Origin of the sequence: Methylopila musalis (assembly GCF_042679725.1) — a bacterium.
Taxonomy (GTDB): domain Bacteria; phylum Pseudomonadota; class Alphaproteobacteria; order Rhizobiales; family Methylopilaceae; genus Methylopila; species Methylopila musalis.
Genome location: NZ_JBHTMX010000043.1, coordinates 1 through 19532 on the forward strand (window position 1 = coordinate 1; position 19532 = coordinate 19532).

At 71.3% G+C, this 19532-nt stretch carries 17 protein-coding genes and 1 pseudogene; 3 read left to right on the forward strand and 15 right to left on the reverse strand.

What is annotated here, in order from left to right; genetic code table 11:
* A pseudogene (locus ACFQ4O_RS07295) lies at positions 1-232 on the forward strand (ABC transporter ATP-binding protein); the annotation flags it as partial.
* Positions 229-2817: an ABC transporter permease gene (locus tag ACFQ4O_RS07300; protein WP_378775034.1), complete on the forward strand. Its 2589-nt coding sequence runs from the start codon at positions 229-231 to the stop codon at positions 2815-2817. The pseudogene ACFQ4O_RS07295 and the gene ACFQ4O_RS07300, both read left to right, overlap by 4 nt.
* A gap of 75 nt (positions 2818-2892) precedes the next feature.
* Here ACFQ4O_RS07300 and ACFQ4O_RS07305 read toward each other — a convergent pair whose 3' ends face one another.
* From ACFQ4O_RS07305 to ACFQ4O_RS07370, 14 genes are all read right to left on the reverse strand, one after another.
* On the reverse strand, positions 2893-5229 hold the full coding sequence (locus ACFQ4O_RS07305) for a TonB-dependent receptor (protein ID WP_378775035.1): 2337 nt from the start codon (positions 5227-5229) through the stop codon (positions 2893-2895).
* A 133-nt stretch (positions 5230-5362) separates the two neighbouring features.
* Positions 5363-6751: an amidase family protein gene (locus ACFQ4O_RS07310; protein WP_378775036.1), complete on the reverse strand. Its 1389-nt coding sequence runs from the start codon at positions 6749-6751 to the stop codon at positions 5363-5365.
* A complete protein-coding gene (locus ACFQ4O_RS07315; RefSeq protein WP_378775037.1) occupies positions 6748-8043 on the reverse strand; it encodes a M20 family metallopeptidase in 1296 nt (431 codons plus the stop codon). The genes ACFQ4O_RS07310 and ACFQ4O_RS07315 overlap by 4 nt, the downstream gene beginning before the upstream one ends.
* A 39-nt stretch (positions 8044-8082) precedes the next feature.
* Entirely contained in the window at positions 8083-8904 is an 822-nt protein-coding gene (locus ACFQ4O_RS07320) for an ABC transporter permease (RefSeq protein WP_378775038.1), read from the reverse strand.
* 4 nt (positions 8905-8908) lie between these two features.
* Positions 8909-9718 carry an ABC transporter ATP-binding protein gene (locus tag ACFQ4O_RS07325; RefSeq protein WP_378775039.1) on the reverse strand — a complete coding sequence of 270 codons (810 nt, stop codon included), beginning with the start codon at positions 9716-9718 and terminating at the stop codon, positions 8909-8911.
* Positions 9715-10683 (reverse strand): ABC transporter substrate-binding protein, encoded by a 969-nt coding sequence (locus ACFQ4O_RS07330; protein ID WP_378775040.1) that lies wholly within the window; start codon positions 10681-10683, stop codon positions 9715-9717. The genes ACFQ4O_RS07325 and ACFQ4O_RS07330 overlap by 4 nt, the downstream gene beginning before the upstream one ends.
* 47 nt (positions 10684-10730) lie before the next feature.
* Complete coding sequence (locus tag ACFQ4O_RS07335; protein WP_378775041.1) at positions 10731-12158, reverse strand: amidase; 1428 nt, start codon at positions 12156-12158, stop codon at positions 10731-10733.
* Positions 12155-12574, reverse strand: a complete 420-nt coding sequence (locus tag ACFQ4O_RS07340) for a RidA family protein (protein WP_378775042.1) — start codon at positions 12572-12574, stop codon at positions 12155-12157. Before ACFQ4O_RS07340 ends, ACFQ4O_RS07335 begins: the two co-directional genes overlap by 4 nt.
* The gene (locus ACFQ4O_RS07345) at positions 12571-13353 is read right to left on the reverse strand and encodes an ABC transporter permease (RefSeq protein ID WP_378775043.1); all 783 of its coding nucleotides are present in this window, start codon (positions 13351-13353) and stop codon (positions 12571-12573) included. The genes ACFQ4O_RS07340 and ACFQ4O_RS07345 overlap by 4 nt, the downstream gene beginning before the upstream one ends.
* A complete protein-coding gene (locus ACFQ4O_RS07350; RefSeq protein ID WP_378775044.1) occupies positions 13340-14134 on the reverse strand; it encodes an ABC transporter ATP-binding protein in 795 nt (264 codons plus the stop codon). Before ACFQ4O_RS07350 ends, ACFQ4O_RS07345 begins: the two co-directional genes overlap by 14 nt.
* 10 nt (positions 14135-14144) lie before the next feature.
* The gene (locus tag ACFQ4O_RS07355) at positions 14145-15155 is read right to left on the reverse strand and encodes a taurine ABC transporter substrate-binding protein (RefSeq protein WP_378775045.1); all 1011 of its coding nucleotides are present in this window, start codon (positions 15153-15155) and stop codon (positions 14145-14147) included.
* Positions 15156-15253: 98 nt separating this feature from the next.
* A complete protein-coding gene (locus tag ACFQ4O_RS07360) occupies positions 15254-16069 on the reverse strand; it encodes an ABC transporter ATP-binding protein (RefSeq protein WP_378775046.1) in 816 nt (271 codons plus the stop codon).
* Positions 16066-16875 (reverse strand): ABC transporter permease, encoded by an 810-nt coding sequence (locus ACFQ4O_RS07365; protein ID WP_378775050.1) that lies wholly within the window; start codon positions 16873-16875, stop codon positions 16066-16068. The genes ACFQ4O_RS07360 and ACFQ4O_RS07365 overlap by 4 nt, the downstream gene beginning before the upstream one ends.
* Positions 16872-18293 carry an ABC transporter substrate-binding protein gene (locus ACFQ4O_RS07370; protein WP_378775047.1) on the reverse strand — a complete coding sequence of 474 codons (1422 nt, stop codon included), beginning with the start codon at positions 18291-18293 and terminating at the stop codon, positions 16872-16874. The genes ACFQ4O_RS07365 and ACFQ4O_RS07370 overlap by 4 nt, the downstream gene beginning before the upstream one ends.
* A gap of 161 nt (positions 18294-18454) precedes the next feature.
* On the opposite strand from ACFQ4O_RS07370, the gene ACFQ4O_RS07375 reads away from it, so the two are divergent.
* Complete coding sequence (locus ACFQ4O_RS07375; RefSeq protein WP_378775048.1) at positions 18455-19258, forward strand: Crp/Fnr family transcriptional regulator; 804 nt, start codon at positions 18455-18457, stop codon at positions 19256-19258.
* Positions 19259-19294: 36 nt separating this feature from the next.
* Here ACFQ4O_RS07375 and ACFQ4O_RS07380 read toward each other — a convergent pair.
* Positions 19295-19532: alpha-hydroxy-acid oxidizing protein (locus ACFQ4O_RS07380; protein WP_378775049.1), on the reverse strand; the 238-nt coding region annotated here is incomplete at its 5' end.

The following is a 19532-nucleotide window of genomic DNA, read 5'->3' on the forward strand; positions in this document are numbered from 1 at the left end:
GCTCGCCCGCGCGCTCAGCGTGCGGCCCGAGCTGCTGGTGGCGGACGAGCCCACCGGCAATCTGGACGAGGCCACCGGCCGGCAGGTGGCCGACATGCTGTTCGCGGAGACCGCGAAGCGCGGCGCCACGCTGGTGCTCGTCACCCACGACCCTGCGCTCGCCGCCCGCTGCGCCCGCACCGTGCGCCTGCGCTCGGGCCACATCGAGTCCGCCGCCGAGGCCGCGGCGTGAGCGAGATCGCGGCCGAGACCGCGCCCGTCCGCAGCCGCGCCGGCGGGTTCAACGGCGGCGTCATCCTCAAGCTCGCCGCGCGGGAGCTGCGCGGCGGCGTGCAGGGCTTCATGGTGTTCCTGCTGTGTCTCGCGCTCGGCGTGGCGGCGATCGCGGGCGTGGGCTCGCTCGCCCGCGGCCTCGCGGAAGGGCTGCAGCGGGAGGGCCGCGCCATTCTCGGCGGCGACGCCTCGTTCTCGCTGATGCACCGGGAGGCGACGCCGGCCGAGCGCGCCGTTCTGGAGGCGAAGGGCCGGGTCGCCACCATCGGCGCGCTTCGGGCCATGGCGCGCACGCCGGCCGGCGACGCCACGCTGGTGGAGCTGAAGGCCGTGGACGGCGCCTGGCCGCTGGTGGGCGCGCCGCGCTTCGCCCCCGACCGGCCGCTCGCCGAACTGCTCGCGCCACAGGACGGCGTTCCGGGCGTCGCGGTCGATCCCGCGCTGCTGGCGCGCCTCAGCCTCAAGGTCGGCGACCGGATCGAGCTCGGGACCACCACCTTCGCCATCCGCGCCACCGTGGAGCGGGAGCCGGACCAGCTCTCCGGCGGCGTCGGCTTCGGGCCGCGCGCGCTGATCTCCACCGAGGCCCTGCGCGCCTCCGGCCTGATCCAGCCCGGCAGCCTGGTGCGCTGGAGCTACCCCGTGGCCATGGCCCAAGCCGGCGGCGACGCGGAGGTGGGCGCCCTCATCGCCGACGTGGAGCGCGAGGCGAAGGACGCGGGCTTCGAGGCCCGCTCGCGCCTCAACGCCGCGCCGCAGCTGGAGCGCAACGTCAACCGCTTCACCCAGTTTCTCACCATCGTCGGGCTGGCCGCGCTGATGGTCGGCGGCGTCGGCGTCGCCAACGCCGTCAACGCCTTCGTGGACCGCAAGCGCGAGACCATCGCCGTGCTGAAAAGCCTCGGCGCCTCGGGCCGCACGGTGTTCCTGATCCATCTGGCGGAGGTGGCGGCGCTGGGCGCGCTCGGCGTGGCGCTGGGGCTGGCTGCGGGCGCCGTGCTTCCCTTCGCCGCCGCGCGCGCGCTGGAGACCGTGACGCCGCTGCCGCTCGCCATGTCGGTCTATCCCCGGGAGCTGCTGCTCGCCGCGACCTACGGCGCGCTGACCGCGCTCGCCTTCGCCGTCTGGCCGCTCGGCCGCGCCCATGACGTGCCGGTGGCGGCGCTGTTCCGCGACCAGATCGCGCCCGAGGCCCGCTGGCCGCGCGCCTTCTACATGGCCGCGACCGTCCTCGCCGCGCTGGCGCTGTGCGGCCTCGCCGTCTACGCCGCCTATGACCGGCGGATCGCCGTCACCTTCGTCGGCGCCTCCGTCGCCGCCTTCGTGGCGCTGAGGCTGGTGGCGAGCGGGGTGATGGCGCTCGCCGCGCGTCTGCCGCGCCCGAAGCGGCTGGAGCTGAAGCTCGCGCTCGCCAACGTGCATCGCCCGGGCGCGCTGACGCCCTCGGTGGTGATGTCGCTCGGCCTGGGCCTCGCGCTGCTGGTGGCGCTGACCCAGATCGACGCCTCCATCCGCGGCCAGCTCTCGAGCGAGCTGCCCCAGAAGGCGCCGGCCTTCTTCTTCCTCGACATCCCCTCCGCCGAGAAGGACGCCTTCGCGACGCTCGCGCAGGACAAGGCCCCCGGCGCGGAGCTGAACAGCGTGCCCATGCTGCGCGGCGCCATCACCGCGCTGAACGGCGTGTCGGCGGAAGAGGCGGAAGTCGATCCCGAAAGCCGCTGGGCGCTGCGCGGAGACCGGGGCGTGACCTTCGCCGAAAGCCCGCCCGAGGGCTCCACCGTGGTGGAGGGCGACTGGTGGCCGAAGGACTACGCCGGTCCGCCGCTGATCTCCTTCGACCAGCGGCTCGCGAACGGGCTCGGCCTCAAGGTGGGCGACGAGGTGTCGGTCAACGTGCTCGGCCGCACCGTGACGGCGAAGATCGCCAATCTCCGACGCATCCAGTGGGAGACCATGGGCATCAACTTCTTCATGGTGTTCTCGCCCAACGCCTTCGCCGGCGCGCCTTACATGAACCTCGCCACCGTCGCCTTCCCCGATGGGGCCGACGACGCCACCGAGCTCGGCCTGCTGCGCGACCTCACCCGCGCCTTCCCGTCCGTCACCGCCATCCGCGTCAAGGACGCGCTGACCACCGTGAACGAGGTGGTCGGCAATCTGGCGCTGGCGGTCCGGGCCGCGAGCGGCGTGACGCTGGTGGCGAGCGTGCTGGTGCTGGCCGGGGCGCTCGCCGCCGGACGCCGCCGCCGCACCTATGAGGCGGTGGTGCTGAAGACGCTGGGCGCCACCCGCGCCCGGCTGCTCGGCGCCATGGCGGCGGAATACGCCCTGCTCGGCCTCGTCACCGCGGCCTTCGGGCTGGTGGTGGGCTCGTTCGCCGCCTGGGGCGTGACGGCGAACATCATGCGCATCGGCTTCGTGTTCGATCCGCTCGGCGCCGGCGGCGCGGCGCTCGCGGCGCTCGCGGTCACGGTGGTCCTCGGGCTGGTCGGCACTTTCCGCGTGCTGGGCGAAGCCCCCGCCCGCCACCTCCGCAGCCTCTGACGGCCGCGACAAACAAGAAGGGCGCGCCGGCGTTTCAGCCGGCGCGCCCTTCTTGAAGGCTTGGATTGCGAAGCGTCAGAAGTCCACCGACGCCGACAGCATGAACGTCCGCCCCGCCCCGGCGGCGAGATAGCCGCGGGCCGACGAGGACCAATAGGCCTTGTTGAACACGTTCTGCACGTTCGCGGTGATCACCACCGGCTTGTCCGCCGGGCCATTGAAAGCATAGCGGGCGCCGAGATCGAACCGCGTCCAGTCTTGCACCCTCTGGGTGTTGGCCTGATTGTAATAGGTCTTCCCATTGTAGACCACGCGGCCGGTGACGGTGAGCGCGCGCGCGAACCACGGCAGGTCGTACTCGCCATAGAGGGTGACGACCGTGCGGGCGACGCCGGGCACATCGTTGCCATTGACGTTCTTGTCCAGAACGCCGTCTCCATTCGTGTCGATCGTGAGACCCGTCTTCTCCAGTTCAGGGTCGAGGAACGTCACGCCGCCCAGAAGACGCACGCCTTCGAGCGGCTCGCCGGCCACCGTCAGCTCCAGGCCCCGATTGACCTGTCGCCCGTTGACGTCGAACGTTCCGCGCTGATCGGGGGCTCCTACAGCAGCTGGCGTGACAAAGCCGTTCGGCTGCCGGATCTCGAACAGGGCGGCGGTTACCAGGAACGAACCGAAATCATACTTGGCGCCGACCTCTCGCTGCTTGTTGACGACAGGCGCGTATATCTGGCCGGCGTTGGTCACCGTCGCGGACGTGCCGGAGGCCGTCGGACCTTCGGTCAGCGCCTCCACATAGCTGGCGTAGACTGAGAAGTTCTCCGTCACGCGCGCAGTGACGGCCACTGCGGGGCTGAAGCGTTCGTCCTCGTAATAGTAGTTGCGCACACCGACCACGCCACGATCCGGGCGGGTGTTGAAGCTGCGCGACTTGATATGCTGGTAGCGACCGCCAACCGTAAGCTGGACGCGATCCTCGGCGATGGACAGCGTGTCGGACACCGCGACGCTGGTGAGGAGCAGGTCCGCGAACAGCGGCAGGTCGTTCGAGCGCGGGAATCCGCTGGTGTCGACCGAGCCGCCGGGGGCGCCGGACGGATTGTAGATGTTGGTCGGGTACGACCCCGGAAGCACGATGGAGGATGGAACGAAGCCGCCGCGATAGTTTTCGTTCAGCGCCTTGGAGGCGGACACGCTGAGTCTGTGGCCGAGGAAGCCGGTCTGGAACTTCGATCGGACGCCGGCCTCGCCGGTGAAGCCCTGAATCTGCTGCGGCTGGATCGCGAGCGTCGCCGTCGCGTCGCCATTCCTGTTGAGAATGGTGTAAGACGACGTCAGGAAGTCCTCACGATAACGGCTGGCGCCCGCCGCAGCATAGACCGTCGTTTCAGGCAGAATATCGTATTCGACCCGAGCGGCGGCCATGTTGTACTCGCTGTCGTGATACTCGAACGAGTTGGCCGTGTTCTTGCCCCTCGGCGCGCGAGGGATATTGAAGCCCGCAGCGGCCGCGTTGAACAGCGACGTGGGCGCTTCGAGATTCTGGGTTGAGTGGTTCAGGTCGAGCGAGGCGCGGAACCGCTCGCCGCTGTAGTCCAGGCCGAGCGAGGCCACGCCGACTTCAACCTCGTTCTTGTCGAGCGTGGTGTCGCCGTTGCGGTACGAGCCGTTGAGGCGGACGCCCCATTCCTTGTTGGCGCCGAAACGGCGGCCAACGTCCACATGCGTTCCGAACAGAGCGTCGCTGTTGTAGCTGGTCGTCACCCGCGTCAGCGGGTCGTCCGTGGCGCGCTTCGGGACCAGATTGATGGTGCCGCCGACGCGGCCGACGCCGCCATTGAGAAAAGCGCTTGGTCCCTTCAGGATCTCGACCCGCTCGACGCCTTCAAGGAAGTGCCGGCGAGCGTTGGCGATGTAGAACAGGCCGTCATAGGCCACGTCCAGATTGGTGACCGAGAAGCCGCGAATGAAGAAGGCGTCGCGTTCGCTGAAGGTCGGCGCGTCGTTGCGCACCGACGGATCGTTCTGCGCGATGTCGGCGATCGACCTGGCCTGCTGGTTCCGGATCAGCTTTTCGGTGTAGCCGGTGACGCTGAACGGGGTCTCCAGGATCGAGCGGTTGCCCAGCATGCCGAGCCGGGCGCCGGTCGCCACCTGCCCGCCCGCATAGGCCGCCGGCGGCTGGCCGAGCGTGCCCGTGGACGGCGCGCGCCGGGCCGGGCCGGCGCCCTCGATCCGGATCTCGTCGAGCGCGACCGCGTCCGACGACTGCGACGCCCGCTGGACCTGAACCTGTCCGTCGGCGGCGTTCGCGCGACGGGTTTCGTCGCTCTGGGCCATGGCCGGCCCCATGGCGAAAAGCGCCGTCCCCGCGACGGCGGCGCCGGTCATCCCGAGCCTCAGCGTGCCCATGCCACTCACCTTCACGTCCCACTCCCCCGATGATCATCCGGAGTGTGAACGGGCGAGCGCGGCCTCCCCCTCATTAAAAAAGGCGTTTCCGTGACGGGACGAAGCTGAGCGGCTCGAAGCTTCCGCGCAGCTGTCAGGCGGTTCGCCGTGGCGAAAGGCGCATGTCCGCCTGCGCCGCGAAGCGGTCGGCGATGTGGCGGATCACGCCGTCCTGCGCGGCGCGGGCCAGAAAGGTGACGGACGAGGGCAGCCCGTCCGCACGGCCGGTTCCGGGCACGGCCACGGCGCAGAGATCGAGCGGATTGGCGAAGTAGGTGTAGTGGCCCATGATCGCGTTCAGCGTCATCGGCTCCGCCAGCAGCTGCTCGATCGTGAAGATCGTGGGCGTGGACGGGACCACCAGCGCGTCGACGCCGTGAAGCGCGAGCGCCGCCCGGCGTTTGAGCGCGGCCAGCGCATAGATCGCCTCGAAGGCGTCCTGCGCGGAATAGGCCAGCCCCGGCTCGATCGAGGCCCGCACCGCCGGATGGACGTCGTCCGGGCTCTGCGCGAGGACGTCGCCGTAGTCCACGAGCCGCTCGGCCACGAAGGCGGAGCCGAAGACGAGCCGGCCCGCTTCCGCGAACGGCGCGAAGTCGATCTCCGTCAGCGCGAAGCCCGCGGCCTTCAGGCGGGCGAGATCGGCCGCGAACGCCGCTTCCGCCGCAGGGTCGCCGAAGAAGCGCAGCTGGTCCGACTGGATGGTGGCGAGAACGCCGGCGCCGGCGCGAGGGCGCAGCTCGACCGCGTCCGCGTCCTCCCGGCTGAAGGGATCGGCGGGGTCGTGGCCCGCCATGACGTCGAGGATCTCGTAGGCGTCGGCGGGCGAGGCCGCGAACACCGAGAGCGTGTCGAACAGGCGGCTGTTGTAGAGCAGGCCCCGGCCGCTCACGAGGCCGACCGTCGGCTTGACGCCGACGACGCCGTTGCAGGCGGCGGGAACCCGGCCCGAGCCGCCGGTGTCGGTGCCGATCGCGAACGACACCAGCCCCCGCGCCACCGCCACCGCCGAGCCGGAGCTGGACCCGCCGGGGATGTAGGCGGGATCGACCGCGTTGCGGCACAGGGGCTCGCGCGTCCGCGTGCCGTTGAGGCCGGTCGCGAACTGGTCGAGCGTGTTCTTGGCCACCACCACGGCCCCGGCCGCCTCCAGACGGGCGACGGCGTGGGCGCTCTCCTGCGGGCGCAGGTCGATCGCCGCGCAGTCGCCGGTGGTGGGCAGGCCCGCCACATGGACGTTGTCCTTGACCGAAACGGCGAGGCCCGCGAGCGGCTGGGCCACGCCGTTCGCGCGCTTCTGGTCCACCGCGCGGGCGGCGGCCAGCGCCGCGTCGTCCTCGGCGATGGCGAGGAACACGCCGTCATGGGCGGCGGCGCGGACCCGGCGCAGGCTTTCGCCCACCAGCCGCTCCACGGACACGCCGTCCTCCAGCGCCCGACGGACGGAGGCGAAGTCGAGCGCCAGACCGTCGAGCGCGCTCACGCCTGCGCCTCCGCGCCGAGCAGGTCGAGGATGGTCAGGGCCAGCACCCTGGTGGCGGCGACCGCCTTGTCGATGTGGATGTACTCGTTCACCGGCGGCCAGCCGTCCTCGCCGGGGCCGAAGGTGATGGCGGGGAGGCCGCGCTCGGAGAAGCGGATCGTGTCGTTGAAGGCGTTCTTGCGGTAGAGCCGCGGCGGGGCGCCCAGCACCCGCTCATAGGCCTGCGACAGGGCGGCGGTCGGCTGCGCCGCCTCGTCCTGTTCGAGCGTCGCGGACACGAACAGCGATCCGGGCGCGAGCCGCGCCTCGACGATCAGGTCGGGGTCCTCCGACCGGGCGGCGTCGAGCGTCGCCTCGATGTCGGCGAGCACGCTCTTCGCGGTATGGCCGGGCACGAGGCCGACGACCCCGAACACGGCGCGGGCGCGGTCGGGCGTGAACTGCAGCTCGCGGGGTTCGCCCGCGCCGACGCGCAGCACCGCGGCGAGCGGCGGGGTGCCGCCCGCGCGAAGCGCCGGCTCGTGGGCGAAGGCGGTGGCCTCGACGCGCGGGATCAGTCGGGCGAGCTTCGAGCCGGCGTTGACGCCGGTGTCGGGGCGCCAGAGATGGGTCTTCACGCCGCGCACGGTGACCTCCACCAGCGCATGGCCGCCGTTCGCCACCGCGACGCCCATGCCCCAGCGCCCGTCCGGCTCGGTCCAGCCGGTCGGCTCGCAGACGATGACGTGGTCGGCCGAAAGCCCCTTTTCGTCGAGCAGGAAGATCGACCCGTCCGGGCCGTTCCGCTCCTCGTCCACGGTGTAGACCAGCTTCAGCTCGCCCTTGAGCCGGACGCCGGCCTCGCGGATGGCGCGGACGGCGAGCAGCGTCGCCGCGAGGTTGCCGCGGGTGTCCGACGTGCCGCGGGCGTAGAGCCGGTCGCCGCGCCGGGTCGGCCGGAACGGGTGGCCGCCGGTCTCGGTCCAGGCGCTCCAGTCGCCGGCCGGATAGGTGTCAAGATGGTCGTTCAGGATCAGCGACGGCCCGCCGCCCGAGCCGGGCAGCACGCCGATGACGTTCGGCCGGCCCTCGCGCTTCGCGACCAGCTCGACCTCGAAGCCGTAGGAGCGGATCAGGCCGGCGACGTAAAGCGCGGCGCCTTCCTCCCGCGCCGGGGGCTCGTCGGGGTCGAGCGGGTTCTCGGCCTCGGGCTGGCCCGCCGGGATCAGCGCGGTGGCGAGATCGAGCCAGGCCGGCTCGGTGATGCGCTCCAGCACGGCGCGCTCGATCGGTGTGAAGGCGTCCTTCGTCATCCTGCGGCTTTCGGTTCAGACGGGGGCCAAGGCGCGCGTTCAGGCGCCCGACGTGAGGCGGGGCTCGCGGCCGCGTGGGCGCGCGGCGTCGGTCTGGCGGGCGCCGTACCAGGGGAACAGCGCCCGCACGGCCGCCTCGAAGGCGAGGTCGGCGGCGAAGCCCATCAGCCCGAGCACCGCGAGGCCGACGAACATCAGGTCCACCCGGAACACCTGCTGCGACACCTGGATCAGGTATCCGACGCCGTAGAGCGCGCCCGCGAGCTCGGCCGCGACCAGCAGCACCATGGCGATGGAGAGGCTGACCCGGAGGCCTGCGAGGATCATCGGCAGCGCGGCCGGCAGCACCACGAAGGCCAGCATGCGCCAGCCCGAGGCGCCGAGGCTTTCGCCCGCGCGCGCCAGCAGCGGGTTCACGTCGCGCACGCCGATGAAGGTGTTGACCCAGACGGGGAAGAACACGCCCCAGGCGATGAGGAAGATTTTCGAGGTCTCGCCGATGCCGAACCAGAAGATGGCGAGCGGCACGAAGGCGAGCGAGGGGATGGCGCGGAACACCTGCACGATCGGGTTGAACAGGCCGTGCAGCAGCGACGAGCGCGCAAAGGCGACGCCGAACGCGACGCCGAGCGCCGCGCCGATGGCGAAGCCCAGCGCCGCGCGCCACAGGCTGGCGCCGAGATGGGCGCCGAGCTCCCCGCTTTCAGCGAGCGTCACGGCGGAGGCCAGCACGACGCTCGGGGCGGGCAGCATCACGGGGCTGACGAGCCCGCTGCGGCTCAGCGTCTCCCACGCGATCAGGAAGCCGCCAGTTCCAACCAGTCCGAGACCGGCGGAGCGGCTGAAGGAGCCTTGAGCCATGGATCTACTCCGTGCCCTCGGCGCCAAGCGCGTCGGCGAGCCGCGCGTAGAGCGCCACGAAGCCCGCCCCGGTGCGCGCGCGCGGCCGCGGCAGGTCGATGGCGACATCCGCCGCCACCCGTCCGGGGTTGGGCGACATCACGATCACCCGGTCGGCGAGCGTGATGGCCTCGGCGATGTTGTGGGTCACGAACAGCACGGTCTTGGACCGGGCGGCGTGAATGTCGAGCAGCTGGCGCTGCAGGGCAGCGCGGGTCATGGCGTCGAGCGCGGCGAAGGGCTCGTCCATCAGCAGCAGCTGCGGATCGGTGGCGAGCGCGCGGGCGATCGCGACGCGCTGCTTCATGCCGCCGGACAGTTCGGCGGGGTAGCGGTCGGCGACGTTCGGCAGGCCCACCAGTTCGAGCAGCGCCTGCGCCGAGGCCCGGCGCTTCGCCGCGCCGAGCCCCGCCATGCGGGGCCCGAACGCCACGTTCTGCCCCGCGGTCAGCCACGGGAACAGCGAGTAGTCCTGAAACACCACGCCCCGGCTCGGGCTCGGCCCCTGCACCGGCTCGCCGCCGACGAGGATCCGGCCCGAGGACGGCGTCACGAAGCCCGCGATCATGTTGAGCAGCGTGGTCTTCCCGCAGCCGCTCGGCCCCAGCAGGCACACGAAGGCGCCCCGGGGGATCGCGAGCGACACCCCGTCGAGCGCGGTCGTCTCCTCGCCCAGCGCCGAGCGATACACGTGCGCGACGCGCTCGATCTCGAGCAGGGGGGCGGGGACGACCGCGCGCAGCGCCGGCGCGGCGGGCTGGGGCGCGGCGCTCACTTGCGCTGCGCCGCCTCGAGCAGGTCGCCCACCACGACCTTGTCGAAGTCGGGGACGGTCGCATCCGGGCGCACGAGCTTGTTCTCGATCGCCCACTGGGCCTGCGCCTTCAGGTCCGCGACAAGCTTCGGCCGGTCGAGACCGATCTGGAAGTTGAAGCGGTCCCAGAAGCCCTTCGTCACCTCCGGCGAGAGCTTGATCTTCTCCGACACGATGGCGATGGCGCGCTCGGGGTCGGTCTTGAAGGTCTGGTCGGCTTCGATCAGCGCCTTCAAGGCCTTGGTCAGCAGCTCCGGCTTCTGGTCGATGGTGGACTGCAGCGTGATGATCGCCGAGTAGCCGAAGTAGAGGCCCGGCGTCTTCAGCGCGTGGAAGCGGCCCTTGCCGAGGGCGAGCGCCTGGGAGATGTGCGGCTCGGTCCAGACGAAGGCGTCGAGGGCGCCCTTGTCGAGGCTGGTCACGAAGTCGGACGGCGTCAGGCTGACGGCGGTGACGTCGGAAAGCTTCAGGCCGGCGGAATCCAGCGCCTTCAGCAGGTAGTAATGCGCGTTGGTGCCCTGCGAATAGCCGATCTTCTTGCCCTTGAGCTGCCCGATCGAGGTGACGCCGGTGGAGGTGACCACGTCGAAGGGCTCGTGCCGGTTCAGCGTGCCGATGATGCGCACCGGCAGGCCGTTCAGCGCCGCGAACACCACGGGCGTCTCCGCCGCGGTGCCGATCACGACGCCGCCGCCCACCAGCGCGTCGAGCACCAGCCGGCCGGAGGGGAAGGTCACGGCCTTCGGGGCAAGCCCCTGCTTCTCCCAGAGCTTGTCGCTGTCGGCCACGTAGAACTGGCCCCACGAGGCGCTGAGGCCCTCGCCGATCACGATGTCCTGCGCCACGGCGGGCGCGGCGGCGGAGGCGAACGCGACGAGGGTCGCGGCGACGAGGCGGCGGATGGGACGGAGGGAAAAGGGCGTCATGGCGTGCGGCTCTTGAGAGGGGGAGGAGGAGTGGGGAAACCGGCGCGTCACGCCGGATCGGGAACGCGGAGGAACGGCCGGGCGGCCTCGAACGCGGACGCGGCGGTCAGGACCAGCGCCTCGGCGTATTTCCGGCCGACGATCTGCAGGCCGACCGGGAGACCGGCCGTCGTCAGGCCCGCCGGAACGCTCGCGGCCGGCTGCTGCGTCAGGTTGAACGGGTAGGCGAAGGGCGACATGGGCACGCCGCGCGAGCCGGTCGCGGCGGCGTGGTCCGCCGGCAGCGCGGGCGTCGCGGTGGTCGGCGTCAGCAGCAGGTCGTAGCGCTCGTGGAACAGGCCGAAGCGGCGGCCGAGCGCCTCGCGCGCCTCGGCGGCCCCGAGATAGGTGACCGCGTCGATGGCGCGGCCCCGCTCCGCCACCGCCCGGAAGTTCGGATCGGCGAGCGACCGGCGGTCCTCGGGCAGGTTGGCGAACAGCCGCGCCACCGCGGCGTCGCCGAGCGTGCGGTAGACCGTCAGAGGATCGTCGAGGCCGAGCTCGACCGGCTCCACATGGGCGCCGAGGTCGGCGAAGGCCTGCGCGGCGCGGGCGACGATCTCCGCCACCTCCGCGTCCACCTGCGCGTATCCGAGGTCTGGGCTGAACGCGATCCGCAAGCCCCGGACGCCGCCGTCCAGCCGGTCGAGCCAGCCGTCGGCCGCGCGGGGCAGCGCGTGCCAGTCCCGAGGGTCGGGCCGTCCGATGGCGTCCAGCAGCAGCGCGGCGTCGGCGACGGTGCGGGTCAGCGGCGCCACGTGGAACAGCGTCTGGGTGTGGGCGGACGGGTAGCCGGCGATCCGCCCGAAGGTGGGCTTCAGCCCGAAGGCGCCCGAGTTCGACGCCGGCAGCCGGGTGGAGCCGCCGCCGTCGGTCGCGACGTTCAGCGGGGCGAGGTTGAGCGCGGCGCTGACCGCCGCGCCGCCGCTGCTGCCGCCCGACGTCCGGGACAGGTCCCACGGGTTGCGGGTGACGCCGGTCAGCGGGCTGTCGGCGAGCGCCGTCCAGCCGAATTCGGACGTGGTGGTCTTGCCGAGCAGCACCGCGCCCGCCTCGCGCAGCCGCGCCGCCGCGGGCGAATCCTCGTCCCACGCCTGGTCGGGGTCGACCGCGTGGCTGCCGCGCAGCGTCGGCCAGCCCTTGGCGGTGAGCAGGTCCTTCAGCGTGGCGGGCACGCCGTCGATGGCGCTCAGCGGCGCGCCGGCGCGCCAGCGGGCCTCGGAGGCGGCGGCGTCCTTCCGGGCGGCGTCCGGATCGAGCAGCGCGAAGGCGTTCACGACCGGATCGAGCCGGGCGATGCGCCGGAGCGTCTGCTCGACCGCCTCCACCGGCGAGGCTTCGCCGGAACGGTAGAGCGCGACGAGCTCCGCCGCCGAGAGCCGAGCGAGATCCTCGTCCGCGGCGGGAGCGGGTGCGGCGTTGGTCCGGGCTGTCATCGGCCGGCCTCCGTCGCGGGCGCGGCGTCCTTCGGGACGATGGCGATCGCCTCGATCTCGACCGCGGCGCCCTGTTCGATCGCGGTCACGCCGACGCCGGTGGTGGCGGGCGGATCGACCGGGAACAGCTCGCGCCGGATGCGGTCCAGCACCGGCCACTGGGTCGGCCGGTCGGTGAAGTACATGGTCAGCCGCACCACGTGCGCGAGGCCGGAGCCGTGGGCGGTGAGGATCAGGTCCAGCTCCTCGAAGATGCGCCGGATCTGGGCCTCGACGCCCTCCACCACCTTGCCGGTGACCGGATCGGCGCCGATGACGCCGGCGGTGAACACGAAGTCCCCCGCCCGCACGCCCGGCGAGACCCAGCCCTCGAAGATCGGTCCGAGACCGGGAACGGGTTTGACGATGCGGGTCATGAACGGCCCTCCCAGTGCACGTAGCGGCGGCCGATCCAGGCGAGCGCGCGGTCGGACAGGAGGCCGATGGCGCCGATCAGGATGATGCCGACGAAGACGTCGTTGGTTTTGAAGAAGGTGCTGGCGTCGCTGATGACGAAGCCGAGCCCGCGGTCGCCGCCGAGCAGCTCGGCCGCGACGAGGATCGACAGGGCGGTGGCGAGCGCCACGCGCAGGCCGACCATGGTCTGGGGCAGCGCGGCGGGCAGGATGACCTGCGAGAACGTCCGCCAGGGCGAGGCCCCGAGCGAGCGCGCGGCGCGCACCTTGTCCGGCGGGCAGGCCGCCACGCCCGCCTGCGCGTTCAGCGCGATGATCAGCATGGAGGAGTAGAAGATGATCAGGATCTTCGAGACCTCGCCGATCCCGAACCACAGGATGAACAGCGAGATGAAGGCGAGCGGCGGGATCGGGCGCACGATCTCGAACGGCACCAGGAAGGCCGCGTCCACCTTCGGGGAGACGCCGCGCAAGAGGCCGATCACGACGCCGACCACGACGGCCGCGAGAAACGCCGCGGCGACCCGGTAGAGGCTCACCCCCACATGGGTGAGCACGCCGACGCCGGCGTAGCCGTCGACGATCACGTCCTTCAGGGCGGTCGCGATGGCGCCCGGCGCGGGCAGCAGCAGCGGATCGATCACGCCGAAGCGGCTCAGCCCGTCCCACGCGAGCACGATCGCGACCGGCGAGGTCACGGCCACGAGCCAGTAGGCCGCGTCCTTCTCAGGCGGCCGCATGACGGCGCTCCGCGTCGGGACGGAGCTGGTCCGTCATGGTGAGGTAGATCTCCTCGCGCAGCCGCAGGAACTCGGGATGCAGCCGGTTGAGCGCGTTCCAGCGCGGTCCGGGCAGGTCCACGCGGAACTCGGCCGCGATGCGGCCGCCGCCCCGCTCCAGCACGAAGACGCGGTCGGCGAGGAACACCGCCTCCTCGATGCTGTGGGTGACGAACACGATCGAGGAGCGGGCTTCGGCGTGGAGGCGCAGCACCTCCTCCTGCAGGCCCTCGCGGGTCTGCACATCCACCGCCGCGAACGGCTCGTCCATCAGCATGACGCGGGGTTCGGCCGCCAGCACGCGGGCGACGCCGACGCGCTGCCGCATGCCGCCGGACATCTCGTAAGGGTAGCGCTCCGCGACGCCGGACAGGCCGACCAGCTCCAGCAGCCGGTCGCTCGTCCGACGCCGCTCGGCCTTCGGAACGCCGCGGCAGCCCAGCGCGAACTCGATGTTGCTGCGCGCGGTCATCCAGTCGAACAGCGCCCCGCTCTGGAACACCACCGCCCGGTCGGGCCCCGGCCCCCGGATCGGAGCGCCGTCGAAGGTCAGGCGCCCCGAGGTGGGGCGCCGGAAGCCCGCGATCAGGTTGAGCAGCGTGGTCTTGCCGCAGCCCGAGGGTCCCAGCAGCGCCAGGACCTCGGAACGCCCCAGCGTGAACGAGACCCGGTCCAGCACGGTCTCCGCGTCGTAGCGGAACGACACGTCGGCGGCCTCGAGAAGGGGCGTCGCGGCGCTCACCACGGGACCGTCAGCTTTTCTTCGACTTGAGGTAGTCGATCAGCGGCTGCTGGTCGATGATCGCGGTCCAGTCGGCCGGCTGCTCCTTGATGCGCTCGAGCGACACGAGGAAGGCCCCGATCTCCTTGGCCTGCTCCACGAACTTCGCGTGCGCCTTGTCGCCGGGCGCGCCGAGCCAGGCCGGCGTGAGCTGCTGCTCGAAGCTCGGCCGCTCCACCTTCTGCCGATCGACCAGCGCCTTGATCTGGTCGGCGCTCTGGTCGAGGCGCTTGGCCTCGTACTTCAGCACCTCATCCGGATCGGACTTGAGCTTGGCGACGGCCTTGTCCCAGACGGCCAGGAACTTCTGGATGTCGGCCGCGTCGTTCGTGAGCGTCTCGTTGCGCCCGACCCAGAGGCCGTAGGCGAAGGTGCCGATGCTCGCCGAGGTGGCGATGCGGACGCCGCCCTGCTCCTCGAGCTTGGCGATGTTGGGCTCCCAGGTGAAGGCGGCGTCGATCTGGCCCGCGGCGTAAGCCGGCGGCAGCTGCGCGGGGGCCAGATTGACCAGCGTCACGTCGGACGCGGTCAGGCCCGCCGATTTGAGCGCGATCAGGATGTGGTTGTGCCCGGTGGAGCCGAAGGTCACCCCGATCTTCTTGCCCTTCAGGTCCTTGATCTCCTTCACGCCGGCCTTGGGATTGGCCACGAGACGGACGGACTCCGTGAAGGACTGGTCGACCAGGAACAGCGAGAACGGGATCTTGTTGGCGAAGCCGGTCACCACCGGGAACTCGCCGAGCCAGGCGATGTCCACTTCCTTGGCGGCGAGCGGCGACAGGATCGCGGGGCCGGCCGGGAAGGCGTGCAGCGAGTAGTCGAGCCCGGCTTCCTTGAACAGGCCCGCGCCCTCGGCGTATTGCAGGATCACCTGCACGTCGCCGGTCTGCCACGCGATGCGCAGCTTGGCGTCGGCGTCGCCGGTGGCGGCGAACATCATGGCGGCGGCGGCGAGAGCCGCCTTGATGCGATTGAACGACATGAAACATCCCCGATTAAGTCAATCTATAGAAAAAGTATAATGCATAGGCGCGCCGGGGCGGCTGTCGATTAATTGCCTCGGACCCGCAGGCCCTCCCGTCAGGATGCGTTCGCGAGCCCAAGCGGGGTCAGCCGCGGCAGCGGGTGCTGCTCGGGCGCCAGGCGCAGCAGCTCGAGGCAGTGGCGCTTCAGCTCCACGAAGGCGGGATCGGCGACGAGCTGCGGCGGCCGGGGCCGGCGGAAGGGCGACGCCAGCACCTCGCGGGTCCGGCCGGGGCGGGCGGTCATCACCAGCACCCGGTCGGCCAGGAACAGCGCCTCGTCGATGTCGTGGGTCACGAAGACGACCGTGGTCTTCACCCGCGCCCAGATGTCGAGCAGCAGCTCCTGCATCATCAGCCGCGTCTGGGCGTCCAGCGCGCCGAACGGCTCGTCCATCAGCAGCAGGCGCGGCTCGTTGATGAGGACGCGGGCGATCTCGACCCGCTGCTGCATGCCGCCGGACAGCTCCGCCGGATAGCGGTCCGCGAAGCCGTTCAGCCCCACGAGATCGAGCAGCTCCAGCGCCTTGGCCCGCCGCTCCGCCTTGCCCACGCCGCGCATCTTCGGCCCGAAGGCGACGTTTTCGAGCACGCTCTTCCACGGGAACAGCGTGTGCTGCTGGAACACCACGCCCCGGTCGGGATGGGGGCCGTGGATCGGCGTCCCGTCGATGGCGAGCCGTCCGCCGCTGAGCGCCACATGGCCCGCGAGCGCGCCCAGCAGCGTGGACTTCCCGCAGCCCGAGGGGCCGAGGATCGCGACGAACTCGCCGGCCCCGACCGTGAAGCTCAGGTCCTGCACGGCTTCGAACGCCTGCGCGCCCTGTCCGAGCGTGATCGACGCGTGGTCGATCTCGATGCGGCCGGCGCTCATCGGGCGAGCCTCCCGCGCCGGCGCCACGGGGTGAGCGCGTCGCCCGCGACCCGGAGCAGCGCGCTGGAGCCCATGCCCAGCAGGCCGATCAGCAGCATGCCGACCACGATGTCCGCGTAGTTCTGCAAGGTGTAGGATTCCCACGTGTAGTAGCCGATCCCGAACTGGCCCGAGATCATCTCGGCGGTGATCAGGCAGAACCACGACGTGCCCATGCCGATCGCGAGCCCGGTGACGATGCTCGGCGCGGCGCCCGGCAGCACCACCTCGCGCAGGATGGCGAAGCGGCTCGCGCCCAGGCTGCGGGCGGAGGCCACGAGGCGCGGGTCCACCGTCTCGACGCCGTGCACGGTGTTGAGCACGATCGGAAACAGCGCCCCGATGAAGGTGATGAAGATCATGGAGCCCTCGGACGAGGGGAACATCAGCACCGCGAGCGGGATCCAGGCCACCGCCGGGATCGGGCGCAGCACCTCCAGCGGCGGCAGCAGCACGTCGCCCGCGACGCGCGACCGGCCGATCGCGAGGCCCAGCGCGATCCCGACCAGCGCCGCCGCGGCGTAGCCCGAGAACACCCGGCTGAGGCTGGCGCCGAGATGGGACAGAAGCTTCGAGGAGCGCGCCAGCCCGATGGCGGCGTCGGCGACCTCGACCGGGCCCGGCACGTTCGAGAACGTCACCAGCCCGAGATCGACGCGATAGGCGGAGGCCGCCTGCCAGAGCAGCAGGCAGGCGGCGACCGAGGCGACGCGAAGGCCCGCGCGCGCGGGCCCCGCCGTGAGGAGCGACGTCGCCGCCACCGTCAGCGGCTCGCGAGCGCCGCGGCGCGCGCCTTGTCGTAGTCGAGCGCGCGGCCGCCCTGGGCCGTGGCCCAAGCCTCGGCGCCGCCCTTGGTGAGGAAGGCGCTGAGCTTGCCGCCGGCGTCGGCCACGTACCAGGCCTGCGAGCCGAGCAGCTTGATGCCGCTCGCCCGGTCCTGGGCGTAGAGCACGCGGATCTCCTTGCCCTCCGCCTCGAGCGTGGCGAGCGCCTTGAACGCGTTCTCCGGCGAGACGTAGTGGCGGACGAGCGGCTCGCCCTTCACCCAAAGGCCCGCGGCGCGGGTGACGTCGGTGATCTCCTCGCCGGAGCCGGCGTCCTTGGCCTTCAGCGGCGCCTGCGCGTAGTTCTTGATCTGGGCGTCGTAGTCGAGGCCGGCCTGCTTGAACGCCTCGCGCAGGTAGCGGTCGCTGACGAAGGCGTTGACGTCGAGGTCCTCGTCGGTCCGCTTGAGCAGCTTCAGCGTCTCGATCGAGGTCTGCACCGCCTGCCGGTATTCGGGCTTCCAGGTCAGGTCGCGGGTCTGAAGGCCGAGCGGGCCGTGGAACAGGTAGTTCACCTCCGGCTCGACGCCGGTGACCTTGGCGATCAGCTCGCTGTACTTTTCAGGCTCGGCCGCGATCAGCTGGTCGGCCTCGATCACCGCGCGCAGATAGGCGACCACGACCTCGGGGTATTTTTCTGCGAAGGCCGCGTCCACCAGCGCGCCGTGGAAGGTCGGGGCGTCGGCCTGGGAGCCGTCGAAGATCTTGCGGGCGTAGCCGCGCCACGGGAACAGCTCCGCGAACGGCACGAAGTCGGCGTGGGCCTCGATCTTGTTGGCCTGCAGCGCGGGGCCGGCGACCTCCGGGGCCTGGGTGATGATCTTGACGTCGACGTCCGGCTCCCAGCCCTGCGCCTTCACGGCGCGCAGCAGCATGCCGTGCGAGGTGGAGGCGAAGGGCACCGAGATGGTCTTGCCCTTGAGGTCCGCCAGCGACTGCGCCTCGGAGGCGGTCGGCACCACGATGCCGTTGCCGCTGCCCTTCACGCTGCCCGACAGCGTGGTGATGAACAGGCTCTTGCGGCCGGCCTTCTGGAACGCCGCGCCGTTCAGCGAGCCGGGGAAGTCGGCCATCGCGCCGAAGTCCAGCTTGCCGGCCACCATCTCGTTGGTGATGGGCGCGCCGCTGGTGAAGTTCTTCCACTGGACGTCGAAGGTCACGTCCTTGTAGCGGCCGTCCTTGGGCAGGTGCTTCTCCAGCAGCTTCAGCTCCCGGATCAGCAGACCGCCGGTGGCGGTGTTGATGGTGGTGTCCTGCGTGCCGAACGCCACGCGGATGGTCTCGGCGGACGCCGGCGCGGGCGTCAGCCCCAGCAGGGCGGCGAAGGCCGCGGCGGCGCCGAGGATGCGACGGTAGGTCATGAAAACAGCCCCCAATGCGGTCGGCGAGGCCGCCGTCCGCGACCGCGCCGAATGCGAAAAACAGGGGGCGACATCGCTCCCTATAAGCTCTATAAAATTAGTCGAAAGAATGAGGGGGCGAAGCAATTAGTTTCGTCGGCGCGGAAAGGCTCGGGTTTGTGATGTTCGGTGCGGTTCAGGACACGGATGGTGAAAACGCAGGCGCGGGCCGCCGTCGCCCGGAGCCGCGCCGCCCCGAGGGCCTGCCGGGCGAGACCGCGCTGTTCCTCAGCGAAGGCACGGACGGGCTGAACGCGGGCGCGCATTTCCTGGACCGTCTGACCGCGGAGGAGCGCGTGCTGATCGGACGACGCGGACGCTCCTACAGCGTCGCCGCGGGCGAGACGGTGTTCGCCCAGGGCGACAGCCACAAGGGCATCTTCATCATCGAGCAGGGGCGCGTGCGGGTGTTCTACACCGCCCCCTCGGGCCGCCAGATTACGCTCGCCTACTGGACGCAGGGGCATTTCATCGGCGGGCCGGAGATCGCGGGCGGCGGCTCGCACGTGTGGTCGGGCGAAGCGCTCGAGGACTGCCGGATCCTCAACCTCAACAGCGCCGCGATCCGCGATCTCGTGACCACGGTGCCGAACTTCGCGCTCTGCCTGATCCAGGGGCTGGTGTCGAAGGGCAAGTGCTACTCGTCCATGGCCCAGATGCTGGGCACGCGGTCGGTGATCGAGCGCCTCGCCCAGTTCCTGCTCAATCTGGGCGAGCTCTACGGCGAGACCGAAGGCTCCGCGATCGTGATCCGGCGGAAGATCACCCACGACCAGATCGCCGCTATGGTGGGCTCCACCCGGCAATGGGTGACCATGATGCTGAAGCGCTTCCAGCGCGACGGGCTGATGACGGTGGACGCCCGGGGCATCCGCATCACCCAGATCGAGCGGCTGCAGGAGATGGCGACCGGCGATCTCGGCTGACGGGGCGGCCCGGCGGCGTCGAGCGCGCCGGCCCGCTCACCACAGCGTGTCGGGCGTGATCTCCGCCAGGGTGCGGCGGCCGGTGAGCGCCATGGCCGCCTCGAACTCGGCCCTCAGGATCGTCAGCATATGCGCCACGCCGACCGCGCCGGCGACGGCGAGCGCGTGCATCTGGGGCTGGCCGACCATGACCGCGTCGGCGCCCCGCGCCAGCGCCTTGAGCACGTCGGTTCCGCGCCGCACGCCGCCGTCCAGCAGCAGCGGCGCCCGGCCG